This window comes from Streptomyces sp. NPDC056231, assembly GCF_048270745.1.
Lineage (GTDB): Bacteria > Actinomycetota > Actinomycetes > Streptomycetales > Streptomycetaceae > Streptomyces.
This window is the reverse complement of record NZ_JBLVKW010000039.1, coordinates 16,111-40,739: the sequence shown is the minus strand read 5'-3', so window position 1 is coordinate 40,739 and position 24,629 is coordinate 16,111. Positions and strand designations below refer to the sequence as shown.

Genomic DNA, 24,629 nt, shown 5'->3' with positions numbered 1-24,629 from the left:
CTGCAGGAGTAGCGCGCGAGCCCGGACCCATGTAAGTCCGGGCTCCTGCTCTCTTCTCCGGACCGGCGACAGAGGCCAAATCTCCGGACCGGCGACAGAGGCCAAAGCTTCACGGAATCCGAGGTCCCGAGCTTGTCGGAGCCGTCGTCCCTGGTGTCGGGCTGGGGCCCTGCGCCGTCTCGCCAGCGCCTCCTACGCCCAGGAGGAGCGCGACGACGGTGACCCAAGGCTTCATCTGCCAGCTTCCTGTGTACCGGAGGTTTCCACGACTAGCCTCCGCAGCATGCTGCGTATCGCCGACGCCCGCACGGGTCGCCTCGTGGAGATTCCCTCCGCGCACCGCCACCTCCTGCGCATCTGCGTCCATCTGCCGGTCACCGACAACGGGATCGGTGCAGTGCACCTGCGTGTGCTGCTGCTCGGCGACGTACTGGCGCGCACCGCTGAGCTGCACGGCCTGCAGACCCTCACGGTGCTCACCGTGCCGGACCTGCCGCAGGAGCAAGTTCAGGCGCTCGACCGGGTCATGGCCGTACTCGGCATCCACCCGCCCGCCACCGTCCGTGCTCACGATCCGAGCGGGACACCGAGCGCTGCTGCCGACGTGCATGTGCTCGCGCACGGTACTGACCAGCAGGGCAGCGTCGGCGGGGTACGGATCGATGTGGGCCGGGTTGGCACAGCACCCCCGGACGAGGGAGGCCCAGGCTCCCCGGACACAGCCGCCCCAGAGGGAACCGACCCGCTGGCTGTCAGGATGCTGTTGCTCGGCCATGCCTACCGCACGCCCGTCATGGTCACCGGTGCCGCGCTCGTCGAGGCCCGGCGGACACTGCGGCACTGGCGGCAACTGGTGGCCGACTGGGCGCAGGAGCCATCCAGGCCGATCCCTGTCGACCTGCTGCGACAGGCTCATGCCGCGCTCGCCGACAATCTGGGCGTCCCCGCCGTCCTGGACATGTTGCGCAGCGTGGAGAGGGACGCGGACGTGGCGGCCGGTGCCAAGTTCGAGATGTTCGCCCATTTCGACCGCGTCCTCGGGCTGGACCTCGCGCGCGAGGTAGGCCACCAGCACCAGGTGACACCATGACCTCGGGCGACTCCCGATGCCTGGTCGTGCTGCGGCACGCCAAATCCGCCTGGTCCGACGACGTGGCCGACCACGAACGGCCTCTCGCCCCGCGCGGCCGTCGTGACGCCCCGGCGGCCGGCCCCTGGCAGCGCGAGGCCGACTGCGTTCCCGCCCTGCGCGTCCTGTCGGACGCGCACTGGATGCCCCCGGCCGGCTGAAGCCCATGGCCCGCAACGGAATCGGATCGGGCGGACGCCGGGGGCCGAAGTCGGGTGATCGAGCCGACGATCTCCTGGCCTCCAGGCTCCCGTAGGCCTACTCGTCGTCACGCCCCGGCAACGACCCGGCCTCAGACCTGTCGCGGCCCTGTGCCGCTACACGCGCCACGTCCCTCACCGCGCAGGACATCGTCTTTACTGATCGTTTTGGAATGAGTTGAGCTGCGGGGATTGCGCTTGAGGACCTTGGTCGACAGGGTGTCCCGCGCGCGTACTGATCTTGTTCCGGACGACCTGTGGGAGCGCGTGGCTCCGCTGCTGCCACCTGCTCCCGAGCGGCGCCACCGCCACCCCGGGCGACTACCTGTTCCGGACCGGGCGGCGCTCGCGGGCGTGCTGTACGTGCTGCGGGCGGGCGTCGACCAGGGCGACGTTCCGGCCGAGGCGGTGGGCTGCTCGGGGGTGACGGCGTGGCGTCGGCTGCGGGACTGGACCGAGGCCGAGGTCTGGCCCCGTCTGCACGCCACTCTGTTGACCGAGCTGCGCCAGCCGGACCTTCTGGAGCTGGATGATTGCGCCGTGGACGGGTCGCACGTCTGGGCTCTCAAAGGGGGGACTACGTCGGCCCCTCGCCGGTCGACCGTGCCCGTCCCGGCTCCAAGCACCATGTGATCGTCGACCGCCTTGGAACTCCGCTCGCCGTCACGCTCACCGGCGGCAACCGCCACGACGTCACCCGGCTCCGACCGCTACTTGATGCGGTCCCGCCGATCCGGGGGCTGCAGGGTCGCCCGCATCGCAAGCCCCGGCGACTGTACGCAGACCGCGGCTACCTTCAACAAGTACCGCAGCCTGCTGTGGAAGCGCAGCATCAAGCCGGTGATCGCCCGGACGCGGCGTGCCCACGGTTCCGGGCTGGGCCAGGTGCGCTGGGTGGTCGAACGCGCTTTCGCCTGGCTGCACCTTCAAACGGCTCCGCATCCGCTACGAACGACGCGCTGACCTCCATTTGGGCCTGCTCCAGCTGGCCTGCAACTCATCTGCCTTCGACGCCTCCGTAAGCCGTCCCGAGGCAATCTGGAGGTCAGGTCAGAACGATCGGGTTCGTGAGAGCGGCCATATGGCCATGCGGATGGCGTACCTCGATCCGGACGAAGGCCGAGTCTTCCGATGTCGTGTGCCACTCGGTGGTGCCCACGCCAGAGTCTGGCAGCGTTCGTCGGTGGACTTTGCCCCGGTCGGTGTGGAAGCTGAAGCTCGCCGATGGGACACCGCGTATGTGCGCGCGCACCATGACGGGTTCCCCGTGGGTTGCCCGTCGTTCGCCGATCCCCGCGCTGCGGCTGGCGGCGACGGTCGTGAGCGACAGATCGACGGCAGCCGATTCGGCAATCCAACTGCGGCCCGCACGGATTGCGGCGAGGATGGCCAGCGTGCTCAAATCTTCGGCGAGCATCGGCCTTGAACTCGTCCGAGTAGGCCTTCATCGCCATCGGCAGTCTTCTCGCTTCCTCCAGATCAAACAGATCCAGTATCAGCGTGTCCACCACTCAGGGGGAGGCCCCCTGTGAAGTTCCCCCCGGCTCCTGGACAGCCGGTGTTTACGCTGCGGGGGTGAGGTCTTGCCTGAGCAAGGTTCTCGTTTCGAGTGGGGTGACGTACCCGTACTCGGGGTGCCTGCGGAGTCGGCTGCGGTTGCACTCGATCTCGATGTAACGGAAGACATCGGCCCGAGCGGCCTCGCGGGTCCCCCAGACGGTGGTTCCGATCTCCGCTTTGAGAACGGCGAACCAGCTTTCCGCGGCAGCGTTATCGTAACAAGAACCGACATGCCCCATCGACTGCCTCATGCGCAACTTCCGTATCTCCGTGCGGAATTCGTCACTCGTGTATTCGCTGCCGCGATCGGTATGCATGATGCAGCCGTCCTCCAGAGTGCCGCGTCCGGCCGCCATCCGCAGGGCGGCGACCGGCAGCTCGGCGCGGTGGTGGTCGGCCATCGCCCAGCCGATCACCTCCCGCGTCGCGAGATCGATGCAGGTCGCCAGATACAACTTCCCTTCCAGTGTGACGAGTTCGGTCATGTCACCGACCAGCCGCATCCCGGGACGGGGGGCGGTAAAGTCCCGGCCGATCAGGTCGGCGGCGAACACCGCCCGCCTGGCCTGCCTGGTCAGGCCCCGACGCCGGCGGCGGGTGATCCCGACGATCCGGTACCTCTGCCCGGTGCTCGCCGCAGTCGACGCCGGCCGGGGCCTGGTCCGGTCACCGGCCGGCGCCGGGGTCGGTCATCCGTATCCGAAGATCCGCGCGATGAAGAACGCGGCAAAGATGACCGATCCCAGCAGAATGAGTCCCGCCCACAGGGCGGGGTGTTCCCAGATGCCTCCGTCCGGGCGCTCCTGGTGGGCTTCGCTGATGCAGCCCTCGGCAGGTGGTGTCTCCCCTGGGGGATTCAGTGATACGAATACGGTCATACCTCCACCCTCTCCTGCCTGCGTCCCGTTCGCATTGCGCCCAGGACAGTGATCCCGCTGTACGCGCGACCGGGGGAACGACGGGCGTAACTCGGCGGCGAGGTCGCAGGTCGGATCGCCTGTGAAGAGGTCCCAGCCCGGACCCCTCGGCCCATCTGAAATCGGCTCCGCAGCAGCTGCGGCCGGAGCCCATCAGGGAGCGGCGTTCCTGAGGGCTGTCCCGTTATTCCCGGTGGATCAGGGCGCGGCGTCGGATGTGGTGGCATTCGCATGGCGGAGGGGCGCCCTTGTGCGGGGCGTATTCGGGCGTCCCGGAATGCCAGGATTGGCAACCGCTGTCCGGAGTCGTCGACACTCGCTGTCGACTGTGACCGTCGCAGCCGGCTCTGGTTGCGACGGTCAGAGAGTTTTCGCTTCGATCGGGCGACAGCGTCGGCCGGACACCCCGTGCCTGTCGTGTACGTGCGTCGTTGAACGTAGCGTGCGCGGCCATGTACCGCAGGATGCACGCACCAGGTTCCCGGTGCGTGTCCGGTCCGTGCTGCCCCGGCGCGCCTCACGCCGTGACAAGGCCGGTGAACGCGCCAGTGGCGTGCCGCCACCCCGGGGCTGGGGATGGCGGCACGCCCGGGTTCCCCAGGAGTGCCCGCAGTCAGTGGCGGGCGGGGGTCGGGTCAGCGGCGCTGCCGGTGGTCACCGTAGCGGTGGTCACCGTAGCGGTGGTCGCGGTCACGGTCACGGCCCCAGGACTCGGTGTCGACGACCCGGCCGTCGTCGTTGCGCAGAGTGGCGCGGTCGGAGTGGTTGTCCCAGACGTAGTCGCTGCGGTCCTGGTAGACATCGGTGCGGGTGTCACGGCCGTAACCGGTGTGGACCCGGACCGTGGCCTGGCCGGCCAGGCGCAGGTCGTCGAAGCGGTATCGGTTGCCGTCCCTGTCCGACAGCGTCCATCCGTCCAGATTCACCGCCCGGCGACCGGTGTTGGTGACCTCGACCCACTCCGCGTTCAGCGAACGGTTGGAGTAGTCGTCACGGCCCGGGCTGTTGTATTGGATGTCACCGAGCACCACCCTGGAGTCCTCATGGTGGTGACGGCCCCACTGGTGGCCGTCGGCGGCGGACGCCGGCATCGCCGCCACGGCAACGGCGGAACCGGCCACCAGACCGGTGGCGACAAGACGACGGACGGTAAGAGAAGCAGACACTGATGTCCCCTCAAGTGAACGGCGCCCAGGCCCCGACAAGGGCCATGCTGCGCGATACGGGTCCCGGCCCAACAAGCCGAGGATCCACACCTTGGAACACCCGCCCCGGCGTCGGCGGAGAATCCGACCCCCGTTACGCAATGCGGACATTTCAGTAACCGGCAACTGTAACGGTCACAGACTTCGTATGGGCATGCCCCTGCCATTCACTGGGAGTGGCATCCACCCCGGCCGCGCTCGGCGGTAAGCCCTTTCCGTCCACCCGTGCATCCCACCGCCCCAAACCGCACTCCGCCGTCAACGCGGCGCCAATCGGGTAACAGGCGCAATATTTAGCAATTCGGGCAATGGCGCGATGGTCACACATCCACGCGATAGTTCGCCGCCTTGTCAGCGGTGACAGATCCAGCTGGTGCGGAAACCGGAGCTCTTCCCGGCGGGCCGCTCCGCTCTCGGCGAAGCAGGGCGCGCAGGCTCATGGTCCGTGTTTGAGTGGGCCGATGGAGATCTTGGTACTGGGTGGAACGGCGTGGGTGGGCCGCGAGGTCTCGCGACAGGCACTGGAACGCGCGCATCGGGTGACCTGCCTGGCCCGCGGAGAGAGCGGCGAAGTGGCAGAGGGTGCGGCGCTGGTCGCCGCGGACCGGCGTGACCTGTCGGCATACGAAGGACTGGGGGGCCGGGACTGGGACGCCGTGGTCGAGGTGTCGTGGCAGCCGGGTTTCGTCCGTGGGGCGCTGGGGGCGCTCGGCGAGCGGGCAGGCCACTGGTCGTATGTGTCGTCGGTCAGTGCATACGCCTCCCACGCGGAGCCGGACGCGGACGAGTCGGCGGAACTGCTCCCGGCGTCCGAGCGGGACGAGGTCGACCGCGAGGAGTACGGGGAGGCCAAGGTGGCTTGTGAGGAAGCCTCGACGGCCGCGGTGGGCGACCGGCTCCTCATCGCGCGGGCGGGACTGATCGGCGGCCCGGGCGACCACAGTGGCCGCACCGGTTACTGGGTCGGCCGCGCGGCGCGCGACCCGCTGGCGCCGCTGTTGGTGCCGGCTTCCCCCGGCATCCCGACGCAGGTGGTCGACGTGCGGGATCTCGCGGCCTGGCTGCTGGACTGTGCGGAGAAGGGGACGACCGGAACGTACGACGCGGTCGGCCCGATCGTGCCCTTCGGGGAGTGGGTCGCACTGTCGCGGGAGATCGGCGGGCACACCGGGCCGGTGGTGGAGGCCGACCCCGACTGGCTGCTCGGGCAGGCAGTCGGTCAGTTCATGGGCCCGGAGTCGCTCGCGATGTGGATGGCCGACCCGGACTGGGCCGGCTTCAGCGCCCGCAACGGCGCCGCAGCGAGCGCGGCCGGGCTGCGGCACCGGCCCAGGGCCCAACTGCTGGCGGACGCGCTGCGTTGGGAGCGGGAGCAGGGTCTTGACCGACCCCGCCGGGCCGGCCTGAGCACCGAGCGTGAGCGTGTTCTCCTGGACGCACTGAGGTAACGGGGTACGGTGGCGCGCCCGCGAACTGAGGTGGCGGATCCGACGGGTCTCCGGCGTCGGCCGCGTCAGTCAGGTCGACGGCAATTCAGCGCGTTCCGCCAGGACGGCCACACCAACATCGCCGCCTGCCGCCACACCGTCCGCGACCCTCGACGGCCCCTCACGGCCCTCGGAATCGCATGATCAACCGGACAGACCGCCTACACGCAACGACCCTGCCGCCACCCCTGGGCGGAAACCCGTACGGTCGGGGGCTTCTGACCTGGGGTTTCGCTTGTGGCGGCGGTTGCTCGTCCGTCACTGCCGGTCGCCGGCGGCCGGACAGATCGCGATCACGCAAGGACCCTGAACGCAACGGCGTTGACCTATAGGGTAAAAACCGTGCAGAGAGTCGAATACAGAGCCTCTCAGCGGAACACCTGGTGGTTGTGGTTCGCGGGTGTGGTTGCGTTGTCTGCCTATTCCATCGTTGCTCTGGCAACAGGGTGGTCACGAGAGACCGACATCGGCGCGTTCCTCTCGGCATTCGGCCTGATGGGGATTCCGGCAGCCCCGTGGCTGGCCGGCATGGCGCTTGGGCGCACGATCGTAGACGCGCACGGTATCCAGACGCGGAGGCTGCTTGGTCGCTCCGCCGCTGCCTGGCATGAGATTTCGGAGATCAAGGTAGACAAAGTGGGCGGATACCACGGGAACTACGATTATTGGATCCGCATCAGTCGCCACGATGGTGATTCGTTTCGCCTTCCAGCCCCCATGACCTCCGATGTCGGGCGCGATCCGTCCTTCGAGGCTGTACTGAAGAAGATCACGCACCAGTGGAAGGAGGCGACCAGACCGTGACGGTGAATGTGCAGGTCTTCTCGCCAAGCGTGACGGGCATGACGAAGGAGACCGCCCAAGGGCGGGGAGCTGCCGAAAATTAACTTCAGGCGTCCCCGCAGCCCACGCGGATCGGACACCCGGACAATGAGCGTCACAGGACTCGGTCCAGACGTTCAGGTATCAGGAGACCAGGCGGTGCCTGGATGACTGCCGCAGGTCAGGAATCGGGCCGCGTTCGCCCAGCGGCAGCAACGGCTCCGCCGCCCACTCATAGGCGCTTGCGATGAACCAGGCGTCTCCAGGCCGCGACGCCGATGGCCGCCACGACGGCGATGACGCCGATCTTCAGTGGCATGCCGATCGAGTTCCCACGGTCTGGCACGGTTGCCGCTTTCCTGGGTGCGGCGATGTCTCGCGCCGTCACGTTCGCCGTCGCATGCGCCTTGGCAGGCTTGGTCGTGGTCACCGTGACATTCCACTGGCCGCTCGGCAGCGGCTGGGCGGAGTGGTAGAGGTTCTGGCCTTCGGGCGCCGAGTTGAGCCGGACCGGACCGAAGGAACGGCCGTCGGTGGAGGTTGCGAACAGCGTCGCTTCGACGATGTCTCTGACCGGATGGCCGTCCTTTTTCCAGGTGACCAGCACGTTGATGTCGTGGCTGCCATCCCCGGTCACTTCCAGCTCGATCGGGCCGCTATGGGCGGACGCTGCCGGTGCGCCGAGCAGCAGGACGAGCCCGGTGAACAGGACAGTCGTCGTGGCGTACCTCCGTGTCATCTTCATGATCGGTGCCTTCCTTCGGGTTCGTCGTCGGGGGTGAGTGCTCCGCTGCCGGGGGATGCCGGCAAGAACACGTGCTGGTGTCCGTGGCCTGCTTCCGTGTTCGCGGCGTCGAGCGCCGTGGCCCCGGTCGACCAGGTGAAGATCGCGTCGGCGCGCTGCCGTACGGCGAGGGCCACCACGGTCTCGCGGGCGGAACCGGTCAGTGCCCGCGAGGTCGCGTATGTGTCGACGGTGGTGGCGATCTGTCGTACGGCGGAGGCAAGGCTCGCCCTCGCAACGTTGGTAGCGGTCTCGCCGGAGGGTGGATCGGCGAAGGCCTCGACGGCTGCGGTGGCCGCACGCCGCCAACCTGCGACGTCGGCGGAGGTCACCGCAGTGGGTCGGGTGCTGCCGGCAGCGGGCATGGCCCGGTCCAGGCCGTCGAGCACAGGGACGAGCCGGTCGCCGGTCGTACGGGCCAGCTCGGTCAGGGTCTTGATCTGCGCCTTGTCCCGCTGGGCGGCCTCGACGCGAATCCGGTCGGCCGTCCGCTCGGTCGAACTCGCCCGGGTTCCGGCGAACACCAGGCCGCCGACGAGAAGCGCGCCGAGCGTGAATGCGGCCGCGAGTGTGAGCACCCGACCTCGGGTCGAATTCCGGACCACCGTCGGTTCCCTGCGTCGGCTGATGATGGCCACCTCCTGATGGACGTTGGACGCATGTAGTGATGCGAGCGGAACGGGGCGGGTGCCCTGCGGCAGGTGTCGCGGGGCACCCTGGTCGGTTCAGCGGGGTGCCGGGGTTCCTTTCGGTCGCCCGGCACCTCGTCGGGGTCGTGGCCGGTGGTCAGCCCTTCGGCGTGCCGCCGTACTGAATGATCAGTGCGTCGGCGTCGCGCAGGAGCGTGGCCCGGACATGGTCGTCGGAGACGTTCTTGTCGTCGTTGACGAAGGCCTTGAACTTCTCCAGCTCATCGATGGTCTTGTCGTTGGACTTGGCCTTGTTCTCGGCGTCGATCGCGCCGTCGAGCCTGCCGTGGAGCTTGTGGGCGCCCAGCGGGGTGAGCTTTCCGGTGCTTTCGAAGCGGTCGATCAGGCTCGCGATGTCGGCCGTCGAGGTGACGACGGTGAACTTCACGGTCTGCTCGGTCCGATTGCCGGCCTTGTTGACGGCGGTGACGCTGAGCGTGTGCTTGCCCAGGCCGAGCTCGTGCAAGGCCAGGACCGTGCCTGAGGTGAACGGCTTGCCGTCGAGCGTGCCGCTCACCGACGCGATCCCGGACCCGGAGTCGACGGCCTGCCAGCTGATGGCCAGGTCCTGGCTGTCGCCGTACTTCTCGCCGGCTGCCACGCCGGAGACAAACACGGTCGGTGCCTTCGTGTCGATCTTGGCCGTGACGGCCTTGATGTCCTCCACATTCCCGGCCTTGTCGGTCGAGCGGTAGCGCAGCTCGTGCTGCCCCTCGCCCGTGATCGTGACCGTCGCGGTGTACGGCGTCCAAGGGCCGCCGTCCGTGGAGTACTCGGTCTTGGCCACGCCGGACGTCGCGTCCGTCGCGGTCAGCGTCACCGGCACCGCGCCGTTGTGCCACCCGTCGTCGTTCGCCGAGGCGAACTTCGCGGTGGTCATCGGCGCCGTCGCGTCCACCTTGACCGTGAGGGTCTTGGCGTCCTCGACGTTGCCGGCCTTGTCGGCCGAGCGGTAGGCCAGCGTGTGCGAGCCGTCGCCGTAGACGATGACCGGGCTGGTGTAGGACGTCCAGTCGCCACCGTCCAGCTTGTACTCGGTACGGTCGACGCCGCTGCCCTTGTCCTCGTCGGCGGCGGTCAGCGTGGCTGTGACCGGACCGGTGAACCAGCCGCTGTCCGGCTGTGCCGGGTCGGTCTTCGCGGTCGTCACCGGCGGCGTCCTGTCTTCTTCGACCGCCGGAGTGAGGTGGAAGTAGTCGAACTTGGCCGTCTTCGACGCCGTCTGATTGACGCCGAAGGCGTAGAGTCCGGCTCTCGCGTTCGCCGAGACGACGTCGTTCTTGACCGGCGTCGGGTTGCCGTTCGACGCGATCTCGGTCCACGTCTTGCCGTCGGCGGAGTAGTAGCCGTGGAAGGTGTCGCCTTCCTTCTTCAGCCGCAGCCAGGTCACGCCGCTGGTGAGGTTGCTGACCGCAGGCTGCGGGTTCTGGACCACGTCGTCGATCTCGCTGCGCAGCTCGAGCCGCCGGGCGACGGCCTCGCCGGGCTGGTTGTCGGTGACGAAGTCGAACTTCACGTAGTTGGCGTCGTCCTTGTAGACGATCAGGCCGGCCTGCTGGTACCGCTCGTTGAAGGCGCTGCCGTCAACCTTGGTCTCCAGTGTCCAGTCGCCGGCCGGCGCCTTCTGCACGATGAAGTTCTTCGGGTTGCTGTTGTCGGTGCCGTAGATGTCTCCCTTGGAGGTGTCGATCTCCAGGTTGCCACCGGTCACCCGCACGGCCGAGGGGTCGTGGCGCACGATCGAGTCCCAGCGGCACTGGTCGAGCGTGGTGCTGTCGAACTCCTCGTTCGGACCCGGCTTGGTCGCCGTGTCGTCGGGGGTGATGTGGAACCAGTCGAAGTGGGCGTCGATCACCGGGCGGTTGCCGGTCCCGGTGATGGCGAACATGCCGATCCTCGGGTTCTTGATCCCGGCGAGCGGCTTCGTCTCCGGCATCGCGGTGAAGTTGATGCCGTCCGCCGAGTAGTGAGCAGTCAGGTTGGTGCCGTCACTGATGAACCGCACGTACACGGTGTCGGGGTAGGCGTCCCCGAGCTGGGCCGTGTTACTGGCCGTCACCTCCTTGGGATCGCCGTTCTCCTCGCGGATGAACTGGAAGACGCGGTTGGCGTGGTTGTCGGTGCCGCGGCCCTGCAGCACCATCTTGGCGTAGTTGTCGTCGTCTCCGTACAGGATCAGGCCCGCCTGCTGGTAGGCGTCGCGGGCGTTGAGCGTGACCTTGGTGGTGGCCATCCAGGCGCCTGACGGCGCCGGCTGCACGACGATGTTCGGCGAGCCGCTGTTGGATCCGTAGATGTCGGTGTTCGACGTCGGGATGACGAGCTTGCCGTCCTCGACCTTGAGGTCCTGGTTCTCCCGGATGACCGACCAGCGGTCGTGGTTGAGCTCAGTGCCCAGGAAGTCGTCGGAACGTCCGGTCAGGCAGAGCGTGTTCGACGCGTCCACCTTGATTGAGATCTCCTTGGTCGTCGCCGCGCCCTTGGAGTTGGTCACGGTGACCGCGGCGGTGTACGTTCCCGGCGCGCTGTAGGTGTAGCTCGCGTTCGCGGTCGTCGACTGCGGGGCTCCCTTCACCCCGAAGTCCCACTTGTAGGTGAGCGGCAGGTTGCCGTCGGGGTCGGTGGCCGACGCGGTGAAGTCGACCTTCAGCGGCGCGGTGCCCGAGGTCGGGTTCGCCGACGCAGTCACCACCGGGCGCTGGCTGTCGGTGACACCCTTGCCGATGAAGTCGACCCAGTTGGCATTGATCAAGAAGGCGTCGTCGCCCGCGCTCGCCGGCTTGCGCACGATGAAGTACAGCGGGCCGCTGTCGGTCGACGCGTTGGTCAGCTTCGTCGTGACATCGACGTACTTCTGCCAGCCGCCGGTGCCCGGCACATCGGCCGTCCCGAGCAGCTTCCCGTTCTCCGGGTCACCCTGCCGGACCTGCACAGTCCCACCGGAGTTGTTGGAGGCCACCCGCAGCCGGACCGCGTCGATGTTGGTCAGGTTCACCGGGTCGTACGACCACCAGTCACCGTCCCGGATGTACCCGATGTTCCGGCCGCCGCCCAGCGGGTCTCCGGTGGTCTCCGTCTGTATGCCATGGGGGGTGGTGGCCTTGCTGTCCTTCACCCGGCCGGTCGCCGAGAAGTGCTCGGCCTGCTTGTGCTTGGGCTGCAACATGACCTGACCCCGCCCGGTCAGCGGCTTGGCCCCGCCGGCGGCGCCGTGGTCGGTGTAGCTGGCCTCGATCGCATAGAAGAGGTTCTCGTCGGCGCCGTGCCCGCCCTCGTTGGTCTGCACGATGCCCTCGCAACCCTTGAGTTGGTCGAGGGGGTGACCGTGACCGTCATGGCCGAGGATCGCCTGGATCTGGACCTCGTTGCAGTCGATCTGGCCGTCCTCGGGGTCGGTGACGGTTACCTTGAACTTCACCTGGTCGCCGAAGTCGAAGAATCCGCCGTTCGGCGGCAGGTCCACCTTCACGGTGGGCCGGGTGTTGCCCGCGGTGATCGTCACACTGGCCTTGGCGGTCATGCCGTCGGCGTTGGTGACGGTCAGGACCGCGTTGTACTCGCCCGCCTTGGTGTAGGTGTGCGTGGGGTTGGCGTCGGTCGTGCCGTCCGTGCCGTCACCGAAGTCCCAGGCGTAGGTGAGCGCCTTGCCGTCGGGGTCCTTGGTCCCCTCACTGGAGAACTTCACGGTCAGCGGCAGCGGACCGTCGGCCTTGTCCGTCGAGGCACGGGCGACCGGCGGCCGGTTGCCCTTGACGTACTCGATCCGGTAGACACCCGAGTCGGCGTTGTCACCGCCGAACCCGGACCCCCACTCGATCAGGTACAGCGCACCGTCAGGGCCGAACTTGATGTCCATGGGCCGCTTGAAGCTCATGGACTTGAGAATCTGGTTGATCTTGACGAGCTTGGTGGTGTCCTCATTCAGCTGGAACGAGAACATTTTGTTGGTGTTCCACTCGCCGAAGATCGCCTTGCCGTCCCAGTACGCCGGCCACTTGACGTCCGACTTCAGGTCCGCGTCATACCGGTAGACCGGGCCCGCCATCGGCGCGCCCCCCTGCAGCTCGGGGAACTGGTTCGGGTCGGTGTTGTAGTGGTACCAGACCGTCGCCGGTATCGCCGGCGGAAGGTTGGTCAGCCCGGTGTTGTTGGGCGACTTGTTGACCGGGGCGGCGCAGTTGAACGCCGATCCCGACTTCTTGGTGGCGAAGTCGTACTCGATGTACGGGGTGTTGGGACCGGTGCAGTACGGCCAGCCGTAGTTACCCGGCTTGGTGATCAGGTTCCACTCCACCGTGTTCTCCGGACCCCGCGTGGCGCTCGGAGACCCGGCGTCAGGACCGTAGTCGGCGACCATCGGATTCCCGGTCTTCGGGTCGAGGCCGATCCGGAAGGGGTTGCGGAAGCCCATGCTGTAGATCTCAGGCTTCGTCTTCGCCGTCCCCGGAGCGAACAGGTTGCCCGCCGGCACGCTGTAGGTGCCGTCCGCTTCAGGGTGGATCCGCAGCAGCTTGCCACTCAGGCTGTTGGTGTTGCCCGAGGTGCGCTGCGCGTCCCACGCCTCACGGCCCGGCTGCTCATCGATCGGGGTGTAGGAGTCCGAGGCGAACGGGTTGGTGTTGTCGCCCACAGCCAGCCAGAGATCACCGGTCTTGCGATCCATCAGCATGCCGCCACCGTGGTGACAGCACTCGGCTCGCTGCACCGGCACGTCGAGCACCTTCTTCTCGCTCGACATGTCGAGCGTGTCTCCCGTGACCGTGAACCGGCTCAGCCGGTCCACGGTCTCGCCCACCGGGGAGTGGAACAGGTACACCCAGTGGTTGGAGTCGAAGTCACGGTCCAGCACCAGCCCGAGCAGCCCGCTCTCGTTGGCGGTGAACACGTTCAGGTGACCGGCCGTCACCGTGCCGCCAGTCGGCTTGACGACCTTGACGTCGCCCAGCCGGTCGATGTAAAAGACCCGCCCGTCCTTTGCAATGTCCAGCATCATCGGGTTCGACGTCTTGTTGTCGAGGGTGACCTTCTCGAAGCTGGCGCTCTGCGAGGCCGCGCAGTCGGCCTTCACCGCACCCGCCGCGGTCTTGATGCCGCCGAGGAGCATCTTCAGGAACTCCGGCTCGCTGAAGCTCTCCTTGGTGTGACCGAGCCCCGTGTACCACGACCGGCCGCCGTCGTAGTCCTGACACCACGTGGTCGGGTGGTCGATGCCCATCGTGCCGCCGTTGTAGGACTTCTCATCCATCGACTGCAGCACGTGCACGGTGCCACGAGGGTTGGCCTGGTAGTCATACCACTCGTCGTTGCGCTTCCACGATGTCGGCAGACCCTCGGTCGACGGGTGCGCCGGGTCCTCGACCTTGACGGTGGCGTTCTGGATCGCCGGGTGCGACTTGAAGTACCCGCCGACGAGCTTGCCGTACCACGGCCAGCTGTAACCGCCGTCGGAAGCGGCGTGGACGCCGGCGAAACCGCCGCCGTGCTGGATATAGCGCTGGAAGGCGTCCTTTTGGTCCTGCGTGCCCAGCGGGTCGCCGGTCGTGGACAAGAAGATGACGGCCTGGTATTGCGCCAGATTTTCGTCGGTGAACGCCGCGCTGTCCTCGGTGGCGTCGACCGCGAAGTCCTGTTCCTCGCCGAGCTTCTGGATGGCTGCGACGCCGTCAGGGATCGAGTCGTGTCGGAATCCGGTGGTCTTGGAGAAGACGAGCACCTTGAAGGCAGGTGCCGCAGTGGCGGCGTGCGCCGGCGATGCCAGGGCCGCCGGGGCGACCATCGATAGGATGGGGAGGACGAGGGCAAGGGCCATCGTCGCGGCTATGTGACGTAGGATTCGAAGTCTGTGTGCCACAACCGTTCCTCTGGGGCTCGGGGGAGTGTGGACTCATCGGGCCGATTACTGGTTGGGGTGCGCCGGGGTGCTGTCAGCGTCAGCGCCCCGCCCCACGTTCTGGGGTCGTCCGGCCGCAGATGCCGGGACGGGGTCGGGGGTCCCCTCGTAATGCGCTACGGGGGTCTCTTGCCGGGACTGAGGGACACCCTCAGTGGATGGCTCCTACTAGCCGCTCGCGGTTGATGAGGCGAGCAATCGCAGGAGCTTTACGTGCATGGACGGCCCCTCCCTCTGCGGTCCGACATCGCCGTGCCACGGTCCATCGGGCCACGGCACATCGCCGCGGCCATGGAACTCACCGCCGTCCGCCTGGTGCACGCCAGCGAGAACCTTGATCAGAATTGAGTTTCCGGCACCGTTCCGCCCGAGCTCCTTGTGCACCTCACCGGGCAGTATCTCCAGGTCAACGCCATCGAGCGCTCGGGCCCCGGGGAACGTCTTGAGGCCCTACACCCGCAATCGCGGCACGGTCATGTGGTTCCCCCAGGGTGAGGTCCATGTCGGATGAGCTTTGTTTAGTCGCTGAACTTAGAGTGGGGATGTGGCAGTGTCAACACCTATGAAGGGTGGAGACTCGGCAGGTCCCGGGAACCGAGAAGGCATGGCCAGTCCGGCCCGGCAAGAAAGCCTGCGGACGCGAAATCTGTCGCTGGTGCTCAACCAGATCGCCGGCGCGGCTGAACCGGTGTCGCGTGCCGACGTGGCAGCGGCGACCGGACTGACCAGGGCCACCGTCTCGGCTCTGGTCGACGTCCTGATCGAGGGTGGTCTGGTTGGCGAATTGGAACCACGCAAGACCAGGCCCACGGGCCGCCCGGCGACCGGATTGGTACTCGCCGACGATCGAGCGGCCGGACTCGGGCTGGAAATCAACGTCGACTACATTGCGGCATGCGTCATCGACCTCACCGGAGGAATCCGTTGCCAGGAGGTTGTACAGCAGGACCAGCGGGGGCGAACCCCGCGCGAGGTGCTGAGCACCGTCGCCGACCTGGCCGCGACCGCGATCACTGCGGCCGAGAGGCTGGACTTGACCGTGGCCGGTGCGGGCGTGGCCGTTCCCGGGCTGGTCGACAAGGGGCTGCTGCGCCTGGCACCCAACCTCAGCTGGCGCGACGTCCACATCTCGTCTCTGCTCGCCCGGACCGGAGCTTTGGACGGGCTGGCGATCACGGTCGACAACGAGGCGAACTTCGCCGCGCTGGGCGAACTGCGCCTGGACCGGGGCGCCGCGCCCGCCGATTTTCTGCATGTCTCGGGCGAGATCGGGGTGGGCGCCGGCATCGTCATGGGCGGTGCGCTGTTTCGTGGCCAGCACGGCTGGAGCGGTGAGATCGGGCACATGGCCGTCGGGATGGACGGACCACCATGTCAGTGCGGCGCCCACGGCTGTCTGGAACAGGTGGCCGGCCAAGAGGCCATCTTGCGGGCCGCCGGACTCCCCCTGCAGGTCGCCACCTCAATGGGGGGACAGTCTACCGTCGGCCGCATCGTGCAGGCGGCCGAGGCGGGCCATTCGCAAACCCTCGCGGCGCTCAGGCGAGCCGGCCAAGCCCTCGGCATCACGATCGCCGGGGCCGTCAAACTCCTCGACATCGGCTGCGTCGTGCTCGGCGGCATCTACGCACCGCTGGGGCCCTGGATCCAGCCAGAGGTGCAGCGTGAGGTCGATCTTCGGGTGCCGTCCTCATCCTGGTCTCCGGTCCGCGTCCGGATCTCGCTCGCGGGCACCGACGCCTCCGTGCTCGGGGCCGCGAGCTCGGTCATCCGGGCCATCATCGATGACCCGTCCACATGGTTGCGCAGATAGAAATCGAAAATTGACGGGAGACGCCGCCGCACGACGCCCTCGACCGTGATGACGTCGACGTCCAGGACGGCGCCCCGGCCATCACCGACGGGCCGTATCTGGAGACCAAGGAGCACATCGCCACCTTCTACCTGTACGTAGCCCCCGTCGGGTCGGGCGGCACGGGTTTCGCTGCCGGGCCCATCCGCCGCCGTTCCCTTCGTGTCGCCGAGACCCAGCCGTGGGGTGAGCCTGGAAAGGGTTCCCGAATCGCCGGAGGGATGCGATGGCAGTGCCGAATCCGATCGGCCGCTGGCCGGTCCACCGACAGCTGACCAGCGGCGATGTCGCGACGTACGGAGGGCCGCGTCCTTCGGCTGGGTGGTGCGGTCCGTCCGTCCCTACTGCGCGGCCGGCTGCGGCCGGCAGGTGCACGTCGAGGACGACCGCCGTAGGCGTCGGCCTGGCGCTGCTCGCGGGTTCGGCCCGCACACGATTTGGGATCGTCACGTCCGCCGAGGATCCGGTCCACACCGTCGGTCCCCGGCGTGGGGGCGTGCGGCAGAACTCCGAGCGGAAGGAACCCCGGTGAACAGCACACAGTCGCAGATGGAGGAGAGCCGGCACGGAAAGGAGGTGTCGGTCGCCGTCAGCGGATGCGCGAAGGATGACGCACGAACGGTTTTCGACGTCCTGCGGGCCGCCTTCGCCACTGACCGGGCCCTGGCGGACGTGCCGCAGGACCTGGCGGGAAAGCGCCCCACGGTATGGACCGTGACGGTCGACGTGTCCGAGGCGCGGGTGGTCTCGGGTCCCGTCGCGCTGGGCAAGCCCGTGAAGGTCGATGTGCAGGGTGGTTACTGGGCGGTCGAGGAGCTCAGGAGGCACCTTGCCGACGCCTTCACGGTGCACGTCGTCGGAACGGTCTCCGGTGACCAGGAGGAGGAGGTTCGCCTGCGGCTGGAGAGCCGGTAGGGCGCAGAACCGGCGCGTCGGCAACGAGCCGGAGGGCTGGTGCACATCTGATGCAAAGCACGCAAAAGCCGCCGACATCGCGGAGGAGACGGCTGCGCAATCCCCTTACGTGCGGCATGCGTTCGGCGCGCAGTATGCCGAAGTCGCTGTCGACAGCTGCTCTGGTGAGGTCTGGGTGCGCCGCATGCTCGGCGTTTTGGTCGCCGGACACGTCCTCAACTCGCCTACCGTACGGAGCCAGTTCACCAACGGCGTGATGACGGGGCTCGGCATCGCGCTGACCGAGGGCAGCGCGATCGACCACGTCCTCGGCGACTTCACGCAGAACGATCTCGTGCTGCTGCCGTATCTGCCCTGACCTCCGGTGAGGCGTGGCACATCGGCGGTGAGCTCATAGGCATGACACTGCTCGGCGCGCAAGCCCTGCTCAGCCCTCTCCGCGCTGAGCAGGGCTTTCGGGAGGGCTTACCCGTCCCGTCGCCGCGGCCCGTCGCCCGACGTGTTGCGCAACCGGTCCTACCGGGTCACCCTAAGGAGTGACCTATCAGTGACATCTGCTCACTCTTCGTATTCGGGGGGTCGTTGGTTCAGCGGGCGAAGCAAGTGGGCCTCGATGTGAGGAGCCTCGACGATGACCGTTCCACTCGACCGGCACTATCTGGTCGAACTCCAGGTATCGGCAGAGCGCGTTGCCCAGGTGCGACGGATCGTCGCCGCGCATCTGCGCTACTGGAGCCTCGAACTCCATGTCCGGCCGGTGTGCCGGGGTGTGGAGGAGCTGCTGACCAACGTCCACCGGCACGTCGGTGACGACAACCATTGCGTCGTCGAACTCCGCTGGTCCGGACGGCACCTCACGGTCTCCGTCGCAGACAACAGCTCGGAGATGCCGCGGCTGCTCAGCACCGGCGGCGGTGGTCTCAGCCGCGTGATGGCCCTGAGCCATAGCTGGGGCACCTGCCGGACACTCGACGGCAAGGTCGTCTGGTTCACCCGTTACGCCGAGGCGCCGCGCAATACCGATCTGGTGCCGCGCACGCCGCTGCCCGGCGTAGGCGAGTTCCTGCTGCCGCCCGTCTCCGAGCCCGCCCTCGTCTGACGCGGCCGCCGCTGTCGGCCCCACGAAACGGGCAGCGCGCACCGCCACCCGGACCGGCACGCGGGTCCGTACGCGAAGAAGCCTGCCCTGCCTACCGGCGCGGATGACGTGCTCACAGCACGCACAGTCCGCGCCGGTCGGGTTACCCGCACCGGGGCCCGCGTTGCGCGACGGAGCGTGGCGCGGCACGGTCGAAGAACCGAGGCAAGGAGGCCACAGTCATGCCCATCGCGACGGTCAACCCCGCGAACGGTGAGACCCTCAAGACGTTCGACGCACTGGGAGCCGCGGAGATCGAACGCAGGCTCGCGACCGCAGACACCACGTTCCGGGAGTACCGTACGACCGGGTTCGGCGAACGGGCCCGCCTGCTGAACCGGGCCGCCGACCTCCTCGACGAGGACCAGCAGAACATCGCCCGCACCATGACCACCGAAATGGGCAAGCCCGTCAAGGCGGCCCGTGCGGAGGCCGCGAAATGTGCCAAGGCCATGCGCTGGTATGCGGCGAACGCAGAGCGACTTCTCGCGGACGAGCACCCGTCGGCCGGCGATGTGGGCGACGCCGGAGCCTCCCGGGCCTATGTCCACTACCGTCCGCTGGGCCCCGTCCTCGCCGTGATGCCGTGGAACTTCCCGCTCTGGCAGGTCGTACGGTTCGCGGCCCCCGCGCTCATGGCGGGCAACGTCGGCCTGCTCAAGCACGCGTCGAACGTTCCGCAGACCGCGCTGTACCTGGAGGACCTGTTCCGCCGGGCGGGTTTCCCGGCAGGCTGCTTCCAGACGCTGCTGATCGGGTCCGGGGCGGTCGAGTCCATCCTGCGTGACCCCCGGGTCGTCGCCGCCACCCTCACCGGGAGCGAGCCGGCCGGCCGCGCGGTCGCGGCGATCGCGGGCGACGAGGTGAAGCACACCGTGCTGGAACTGGGCGGCAGCGACCCCTTTCTCGTCCTTCCCTCGGCCGACGTGCGGCAGGCCGCCCGGACAGCGGTGACCGCCCGCGTGCAGAACAACGGCCAGTCCTGCATCGCCGCCAAACGGTTCATCGTGCACACCGATGTGTACGACGAGTTCGCCGAGGAATTCACCGCGGGAATGCGCGCTCTGAAGGTCGGCGACCCGCAGCAGGAGTCCACCGACATCGGCCCCCTCGCCAGCGAACAGGGCCGCACCGACATCGAGGAACTGGTGGACGACGCCGTACGGCGGGGCGCGACTGTGCTCTGCGGTGGCAGTCGGCCCACCGGCCTGGGCGCGAGGCTGGACCGAGGCTGGTTCTACGCCCCCACCGTCCTCAGCGCGATCACCCCGGCCATGCGGATCCACCGCGAGGAGACCTTCGGCCCCGTCGCCACGCTGTACCGGGCCGCCGACCTGGACGAGGCCGTGGCCCTGGCCAACGACACCCCCTTCGGTCTCAGTTCCAACGTATGGACACGTGACGCCGACGACAGCCGTCAGTGCGTGCGTGATCTGCAGGCGGGCGGCGTCTTCTTCAACGGCATGACGGCCTCCCACCCCGCACTGCCCTTCGGCGGAGTGAAGCGCTCCGGCTACGGACGAGAGCTCTCCGGGCACGGGATTCGCGAGTTCTGCAATGCCACGACGGTCTGGTACGGCCCCGAGGCGGACGGTAGCCGGTCCGCATAGCTGCCTGCCCCGTGACGGCCGCGGCCCGTACCGCCTGCGACCCCGTCGACGAGACGCGTGTCCGCGCCGTGCGCCGGGCGATGGCGGATCTCCGCACCCGCCACCACGCGTGGATCCGTGAACATGCCACAGACCTCGCCGAGGTGGCCGACTGGACCACGACGCCCCGGCCGGACGGACCGCGAGGCGGGTGCCGACCGACAGGGGCGAGCGTTCAGCGGCCGACCGCCCTGGCCAGTTGGGACTTCGTCATGTTCGAGCGTCCCTTGACGTTCTTCTTCCTGGCCTCTTCGTAGAGCTCGTCGCGGGTAGGGCCTTCGGCAGCGCTGGGGGAGCCCGGGCCGCCGCGCCGCGCGGACGAGAGGTCATGGACGAACAGATCGCTCGCGGTCCTCGACTTGCCGGAGCGGGCAGACTCCTTGTGTACCGTGCGCGCCGCGATCTCCTCGGCCCGCTCCTCACTCACTCCGCGCTCCTGCGCAGTCTCCTTGATGTGTTCGTACTGCCGCACATGTTTGGCACTCGATCCGGGTGGCATGGTGCGGTCACTTCCTCTCCCGGGTGCTGTGTCTTCTGCGGGACGGGAGCCAGGGGTGTCCCCATCAGTGTCCCAGCGGCTCCCGGGGCACGCATCGGCTCGCCCCGGTCCGGGGTCCTGCGGCCGCCCGGGCAGCCGCGCAGCGGCGCGTGTCCTCGCCCGCCCAGCCGTGCGGCGCCGCGATCGCAGCCAAGCCGCCCACCGGGGCCTGGTCTGCGCAGTCGGGGGCCTACGGGGCGTCGTCGCCGGGCGCGCCGAGAGCGGCCCCCCGGCCTTCCCCGCCCTCGAAGCGGCGAGTGCGCTGCGGCCCGCCGACCGGAGGCTGTCCGCCGTCCCCGCCGTCCCGCGTACCGCCGGGCCTGCACCGGCCCTGTTCGCCTGGTGTGCTCGCCCTGCTCAGCGACTCCTGCTCAGTAGCGCAGAGCTGCCGCGATCCGCCCGTGCTCCGCCAGCGAGTCGTCGGTGAGGAACACCACATCGGCGCCGCTTTCCAGCGCCGCCTCGACGAGTTCGTCGACGATGTCCTCGCGGATCGTCCCGTCGGCTGTGCCCACGGCGTCCGCGGGCATCGGCTCCAGGTGCTCGTCCGTGACCCGCACGATCTGCTGGAACTGCTCCTCAACCGCGACGAGACCGGCCCGCCCCTCCCGCACGGCTGCCCACACCTCGTCGAGACCACCTGCGTAGGCACGGCGGCTGCGGGCGTCGTCGAGCCTGGCTGCGACCTCTGCGGCGACCTCCGCGCGGCGTTTGTCGAGAGCGGGTGCGAGCTCCTTGAGGAATCCGCTCGGTGACACATCGGCCGGCACCCCCTTCGTGACCCGGCCGATTGCCGGCTTGGCGGTCCCGCCGACCTCGTCCAGCAGGGCGAGCGCCGGGGCGAGACCGACCAGATACATCGGTCGCGGATCGGCGGCCAGGACGGCACGCAGCTTCTCGTCGACGGAGCGCAGGAAGATGCGCGTTTCCTCGTCGGAGAACGTGCTCGGCGTGTCGCCGATCTGCTCCTCGCGCTGCGGGTTCGGCTCCTCCTGCGGAACCGTCAGCGGGAACCCGCCGATCTGTGCCTGCTGCACGGAGCCGACCGTTCCGCTCCACAGCGTCGCGTGGTCGGCTGCGACGTTCAGCGCCCAATACGGTTCGGCCAGAGCCTTTGCAGCCACCAGGTTCCGGGTCAGATAGGTGTCGCTCAGGACCACCCGTTCGGGCGCAGTACGGGGGAGCAGCCAGATCTGATGCTCGTCCGCCGTGGCCAGGATGACCAGGCCGTCGAGCCTGCGGCGCGTATCCACCTCGTCGACCGCGCGGGAGAGCTGCGCTTTGATGGCCGCCCTGGCCTCCCGGGACACCGCGGGATCGGCGTCGAGCCGCCGTTCGGCTTCGGAGAGAAGGTTGCGCAGCCGTACGGCGTCCTGGGCGATGTCCGGAGCCTGTCGGTGCGTTGGCATGGTCAGGGACACAGCCGGATAGGGCTTGGGCGTTCGCAGCTCCTGCAGCAGGCCGGCGGTCAGGGCGTCCGTATCCATAGTTCCCTCCGGGGGACTGCGCCCACTCCCGTGCGGAGCGGGCGATTTCGACGAGTCAATTCATACCTTTTGATCCTAATATGAGCGAATTGCTCGACCTTGCCTCAGGAGGGATGCGCGATGTCCACGCTCACCGTGTGGAAGTTCCAGTCGGCCGAGGGCGCGGAGGAGGTGGAGTCCACGCTCAAGTCCCTGCAGAAGGAGGGGCTGATCAGGATCCTGGACGCCGCCGTGGTCAGCTGGCCGGCCGACAAGGCCAAGCCGAAGACCAAGCAGATGCTCAACCTGGTCGGCGCGGGCGCCTTGAGCGGAACGTTCTGGGGGATGCTCTTCGGGCTGATCTTCCTGATGCCGCTGCTGGGTGCGGCCATCGGCGCGGCGGCTGGGGCGCTGGGCGGCAAGCTGGCCGACGTCGGCATCGACGACGACTTCATCGCCGAGGTCAAGAAGCAGGTGACGCCCGGCACTTCGGCGCTGTTCCTGCTGACCACCGACGAGGTTCCGGACCGGATCAGCGGCGCGCTCCCCGGTGGCGGCACCGAGCTCCTCCACAGCAACCTGGACACCTTGAGCGAGGCGCGGCTCCGCGAGGTCTTCGGCGACGACGCCGAGTGACCCGAGCAGAGGAGCCCGGCGGATCCGGTGCGTCCTCCCGTCCTGCCCTTCGACGTCGACCCAACCTTCCCGAGCAGACCCGGAGTGTCCGTGAACCAGTCCCGCCCCCTGCGGCGCACCCTCGGCGGCCGCACCGCCCGCCGCCTGACCCTCGCCCTGCTGGCCGCGGTGACCGTCGCCGGCACCGCCGCCTGCGGCGGCTCCACCACCGCGCCGGGCACGGCCAGGAGCACCCGTACGGTGTCCCCGGGCCCGTCCGAGTCGCCGTCCGCGAGCGCCTCGCCGCGTACCCACGAGTCATTCGCGGCCTCGGTCTCCGCCGAGGTCGAACGCAACAGGCAGCGGGCGACCAAGCAGCTCGCAGGCGTTCACGGGCAGGGGAACGCCGTGAAGGACCTGTCCGTGACCGGGCTGCCGGTTGCGAAGTCCGAGCAGTTCCGAAGCGCCTTGGTCCGCGTCACCAACCCCACCGACAAGCCGGCGTTCTACGCGGTCCGGGTGGAGTTTGTCGATGCGTCGGGCAAGGTCCTCGACTCCGTGGTGCTCGGCTTCGCGGACGCCCCGCCCGGCAGGACGGTCAGCCAGCACGCGAACAGCCGTAAGGCAGCGGGCGTCAAGTCGTTCCCCCGGATCGCCCAGGCCGAGCGCAGCTGACGACGGGGGGCGAGGCGCGCGCAGAGCCAGGGATGTCGCGAGCTGTGCTTTTCATGCGGTGTTGAGCTCAGTGAACGGAGAGCCCGCCGTCGACGAAGATCGCCTGGCCGGTGACGTAGCCGGATGCGCGGCTGGCCAGGAACACCGCCGCTCCGGCGAAGTCCTCGGCCAGGCCGTTGCGTCCGACCATCGTGCGCGCGGCCAGTGCCGCCACCTTCTCCGGGTCGGACGACAACCGTGCATTGAGCGGGGTCATGACGAAGCCGGGCACCAGCGTGTTGCAGGTGACGCCGTGTGGCGACCACGCCTCAGCCTGAGAGCGGGCCAGCGACTCCAGCGCACCTTTGGAAACCCCGTAGGCGCCGCTTTGGACGAACGCCCGGTGCGCCTGCTGGGAGGTGACGTGGATGATCCGCCCGAAGCCCCGTTCGGCCATGCCGGGCCCGAACCGCTGGCCCAACAAGTAGGGCGCCTCCAGGTTCACCGCCATCGTGGCGTCCCATACCTCCTCGTTCAGCTCGCCCATCGCCGGCCGCAGGTTGATGCCGGCGCTGTTGACGAGAATGTCGGGCTCGCCGAACACCTCGGCTGCCTGCTCCGCCGCCGCGCGCACCCCGTCGCGGGTGCTCAGGTCGGCGCTCACCCAGTCCGCCCGGCAGCCGTCCGCCGCCAGGTCGTTGACCGTGGCCGCCAGTTCCGACTCCTTGCGCGCCACGATCACCACGCTCGCCCCCGCTCGCGCGAGAGCCCCGGCGATGGCCCGGCCGATGCCGGAACTGCCACCCGTCACCACTGCGACCCGGCCGTCCAGCGAGAAGAGTTCGGAGAGATAGCTGTGCGAGATCATGCCCGCACCCTAGACGGTGCGTCCACGGCGACAGCGCCCGGGGCGGAACGGTGTGGTCGTCGCCGTAGCAGCAGGCCGCAGGCAGAGGCCCGTGCCGTCCTTGCCGAAGCAGGCGACGAGTTGCACCTTCTCCGGAACGACGCGGAAGGTGTCGTGGGCCGGGTCGGACGAGTCCGGCGACGGGATCGGGGCTTGGGTGACGGCCGCGATCTGTGTATCGCTCTGGGCGACGATGAGTACTGGGCGCGGCC

The 24,629-nt window shown here is 68.4% G+C and carries 20 protein-coding genes and 3 pseudogenes; 12 read left to right on the top strand and 11 right to left on the bottom strand.

Going from position 1 to position 24,629, the window contains the following annotated elements; translation table 11 throughout:
* Positions 1–283: 283 nt before the first annotated feature.
* The 3 genes and pseudogenes from ACNPQM_RS26265 (at position 284) to ACNPQM_RS26255 (ending at position 2,400) form a co-directional block, all read left to right on the top strand.
* Positions 284–1,090, top strand: a complete 807-nt coding sequence (locus tag ACNPQM_RS26265; protein ID WP_418085960.1) for a hypothetical protein — start codon at positions 284–286, stop codon at positions 1,088–1,090.
* Positions 1,087–1,266 (top strand): annotated as a pseudogene (locus tag ACNPQM_RS26260) (histidine phosphatase family protein); the annotation flags it as partial. The gene ACNPQM_RS26265 and the pseudogene ACNPQM_RS26260, both read left to right, overlap by 4 nt.
* Positions 1,267–1,548: 282 nt before the next feature.
* A pseudogene (locus tag ACNPQM_RS26255) lies at positions 1,549–2,400 on the top strand (IS5 family transposase).
* Here ACNPQM_RS26255 and ACNPQM_RS26250 read toward each other — a convergent pair.
* The 4 genes from ACNPQM_RS26250 to ACNPQM_RS26235 form a co-directional block, all read right to left on the bottom strand.
* Positions 2,375–2,746 (bottom strand): hypothetical protein, encoded by a 372-nt coding sequence (locus ACNPQM_RS26250; protein ID WP_418085959.1) that lies wholly within the window; start codon positions 2,744–2,746, stop codon positions 2,375–2,377. The pseudogene ACNPQM_RS26255 and the gene ACNPQM_RS26250 sit on opposite strands and share 26 nt — an antisense overlap.
* Before the next feature lie 145 nt (positions 2,747–2,891).
* Positions 2,892–3,500 (bottom strand): IS3 family transposase, encoded by a 609-nt coding sequence (locus ACNPQM_RS26245; RefSeq protein ID WP_418085985.1) that lies wholly within the window; start codon positions 3,498–3,500, stop codon positions 2,892–2,894.
* Between the two features lie 78 nt (positions 3,501–3,578).
* Entirely contained in the window at positions 3,579–3,767 is a 189-nt protein-coding gene (locus ACNPQM_RS26240) for a DUF6480 family protein (protein ID WP_418085958.1), read from the bottom strand.
* Between the two features lie 674 nt (positions 3,768–4,441).
* A complete protein-coding gene (locus ACNPQM_RS26235; RefSeq protein ID WP_418085957.1) occupies positions 4,442–4,972 on the bottom strand; it encodes a lamin tail domain-containing protein in 531 nt (176 codons plus the stop codon).
* Positions 4,973–5,472: 500 nt separating this feature from the next.
* Here ACNPQM_RS26235 and ACNPQM_RS26230 point away from each other — a divergent pair, with 500 nt between their 5' ends.
* Together ACNPQM_RS26230 and ACNPQM_RS26225 are read left to right on the top strand one after the other, a co-directional pair.
* A complete protein-coding gene (locus tag ACNPQM_RS26230; protein WP_418085956.1) occupies positions 5,473–6,459 on the top strand; it encodes an oxidoreductase in 987 nt (328 codons plus the stop codon).
* Positions 6,460–6,840: 381 nt separating this feature from the next.
* A complete protein-coding gene (locus ACNPQM_RS26225) occupies positions 6,841–7,302 on the top strand; it encodes a PH domain-containing protein (RefSeq protein ID WP_418085955.1) in 462 nt (153 codons plus the stop codon).
* A gap of 250 nt (positions 7,303–7,552) precedes the next feature.
* Here the strand turns inward: ACNPQM_RS26225 and ACNPQM_RS26220 are convergent, their stop codons facing one another.
* From ACNPQM_RS26220 to ACNPQM_RS26205, 4 genes and pseudogenes are all read right to left on the bottom strand, one after another.
* Complete coding sequence (locus tag ACNPQM_RS26220) at positions 7,553–8,065, bottom strand: hypothetical protein (protein WP_418085954.1); 513 nt, start codon at positions 8,063–8,065, stop codon at positions 7,553–7,555.
* Entirely contained in the window at positions 8,062–8,682 is a 621-nt protein-coding gene (locus ACNPQM_RS26215) for a hypothetical protein (RefSeq protein WP_418085953.1), read from the bottom strand. The genes ACNPQM_RS26220 and ACNPQM_RS26215 overlap by 4 nt, the downstream gene beginning before the upstream one ends.
* Before the next feature lie 208 nt (positions 8,683–8,890).
* Positions 8,891–14,569 carry a ThuA domain-containing protein gene (locus ACNPQM_RS26210; protein WP_418085952.1) on the bottom strand — a complete coding sequence of 1,893 codons (5,679 nt, stop codon included), beginning with the start codon at positions 14,567–14,569 and terminating at the stop codon, positions 8,891–8,893.
* Positions 14,570–14,962: 393 nt separating this feature from the next.
* Positions 14,963–15,088: pseudogene (locus tag ACNPQM_RS26205) on the bottom strand (ATP-binding cassette domain-containing protein); the annotation flags it as partial.
* 199 nt (positions 15,089–15,287) lie between these two features.
* Here ACNPQM_RS26205 and ACNPQM_RS26200 point away from each other — a divergent pair.
* The 5 genes from ACNPQM_RS26200 to ACNPQM_RS26180 all read left to right on the top strand — a co-directional run bounded on the left by ACNPQM_RS26200 (position 15,288) and on the right by ACNPQM_RS26180 (position 20,198).
* Positions 15,288–16,496, top strand: a complete 1,209-nt coding sequence (locus ACNPQM_RS26200; RefSeq protein WP_418085951.1) for an ROK family transcriptional regulator — start codon at positions 15,288–15,290, stop codon at positions 16,494–16,496.
* A 567-nt stretch (positions 16,497–17,063) separates the two neighbouring features.
* Complete coding sequence (locus ACNPQM_RS26195; protein WP_418085950.1) at positions 17,064–17,450, top strand: hypothetical protein; 387 nt, start codon at positions 17,064–17,066, stop codon at positions 17,448–17,450.
* Entirely contained in the window at positions 17,407–17,808 is a 402-nt protein-coding gene (locus tag ACNPQM_RS26190; RefSeq protein ID WP_418085949.1) for a molybdopterin cofactor-binding domain-containing protein, read from the top strand. The genes ACNPQM_RS26195 and ACNPQM_RS26190 overlap by 44 nt, the downstream gene beginning before the upstream one ends.
* Positions 17,809–18,081: 273 nt before the next feature.
* Entirely contained in the window at positions 18,082–18,549 is a 468-nt protein-coding gene (locus ACNPQM_RS26185; RefSeq protein WP_358861355.1) for an ATP-binding protein, read from the top strand.
* Between the two features lie 221 nt (positions 18,550–18,770).
* The gene (locus ACNPQM_RS26180) at positions 18,771–20,198 is read left to right on the top strand and encodes an NADP-dependent succinic semialdehyde dehydrogenase (RefSeq protein WP_358861356.1); all 1,428 of its coding nucleotides are present in this window, start codon (positions 18,771–18,773) and stop codon (positions 20,196–20,198) included.
* Between the two features lie 214 nt (positions 20,199–20,412).
* Here the strand turns inward: ACNPQM_RS26180 and ACNPQM_RS26175 are convergent, their stop codons facing one another.
* The gene (locus tag ACNPQM_RS26175) at positions 20,413–20,736 is read right to left on the bottom strand and encodes a plasmid stabilization protein (RefSeq protein WP_418085948.1); all 324 of its coding nucleotides are present in this window, start codon (positions 20,734–20,736) and stop codon (positions 20,413–20,415) included.
* Between the two features lie 410 nt (positions 20,737–21,146).
* Entirely contained in the window at positions 21,147–22,262 is a 1,116-nt protein-coding gene (locus tag ACNPQM_RS26170) for a chemotaxis protein (protein WP_418085947.1), read from the bottom strand.
* Positions 22,263–22,382: 120 nt separating this feature from the next.
* Between ACNPQM_RS26170 and ACNPQM_RS26165 the strand changes: the two genes are divergently transcribed.
* Together ACNPQM_RS26165 and ACNPQM_RS26160 are read left to right on the top strand one after the other, a co-directional pair.
* Positions 22,383–22,877, top strand: coding sequence for a DUF1269 domain-containing protein (locus ACNPQM_RS26165; protein WP_358861359.1), 495 nt, complete (start codon positions 22,383–22,385; stop codon positions 22,875–22,877).
* Between the two features lie 90 nt (positions 22,878–22,967).
* Positions 22,968–23,531, top strand: a complete 564-nt coding sequence (locus tag ACNPQM_RS26160; protein ID WP_418085946.1) for a hypothetical protein — start codon at positions 22,968–22,970, stop codon at positions 23,529–23,531.
* 67 nt (positions 23,532–23,598) lie between these two features.
* On the opposite strand, the gene ACNPQM_RS26155 is transcribed toward ACNPQM_RS26160, so the two are convergent.
* Positions 23,599–24,378 carry an SDR family NAD(P)-dependent oxidoreductase gene (locus ACNPQM_RS26155; protein WP_418085945.1) on the bottom strand — a complete coding sequence of 260 codons (780 nt, stop codon included), beginning with the start codon at positions 24,376–24,378 and terminating at the stop codon, positions 23,599–23,601.
* Between the last annotated feature and the right edge of the window lie 251 nt (positions 24,379–24,629).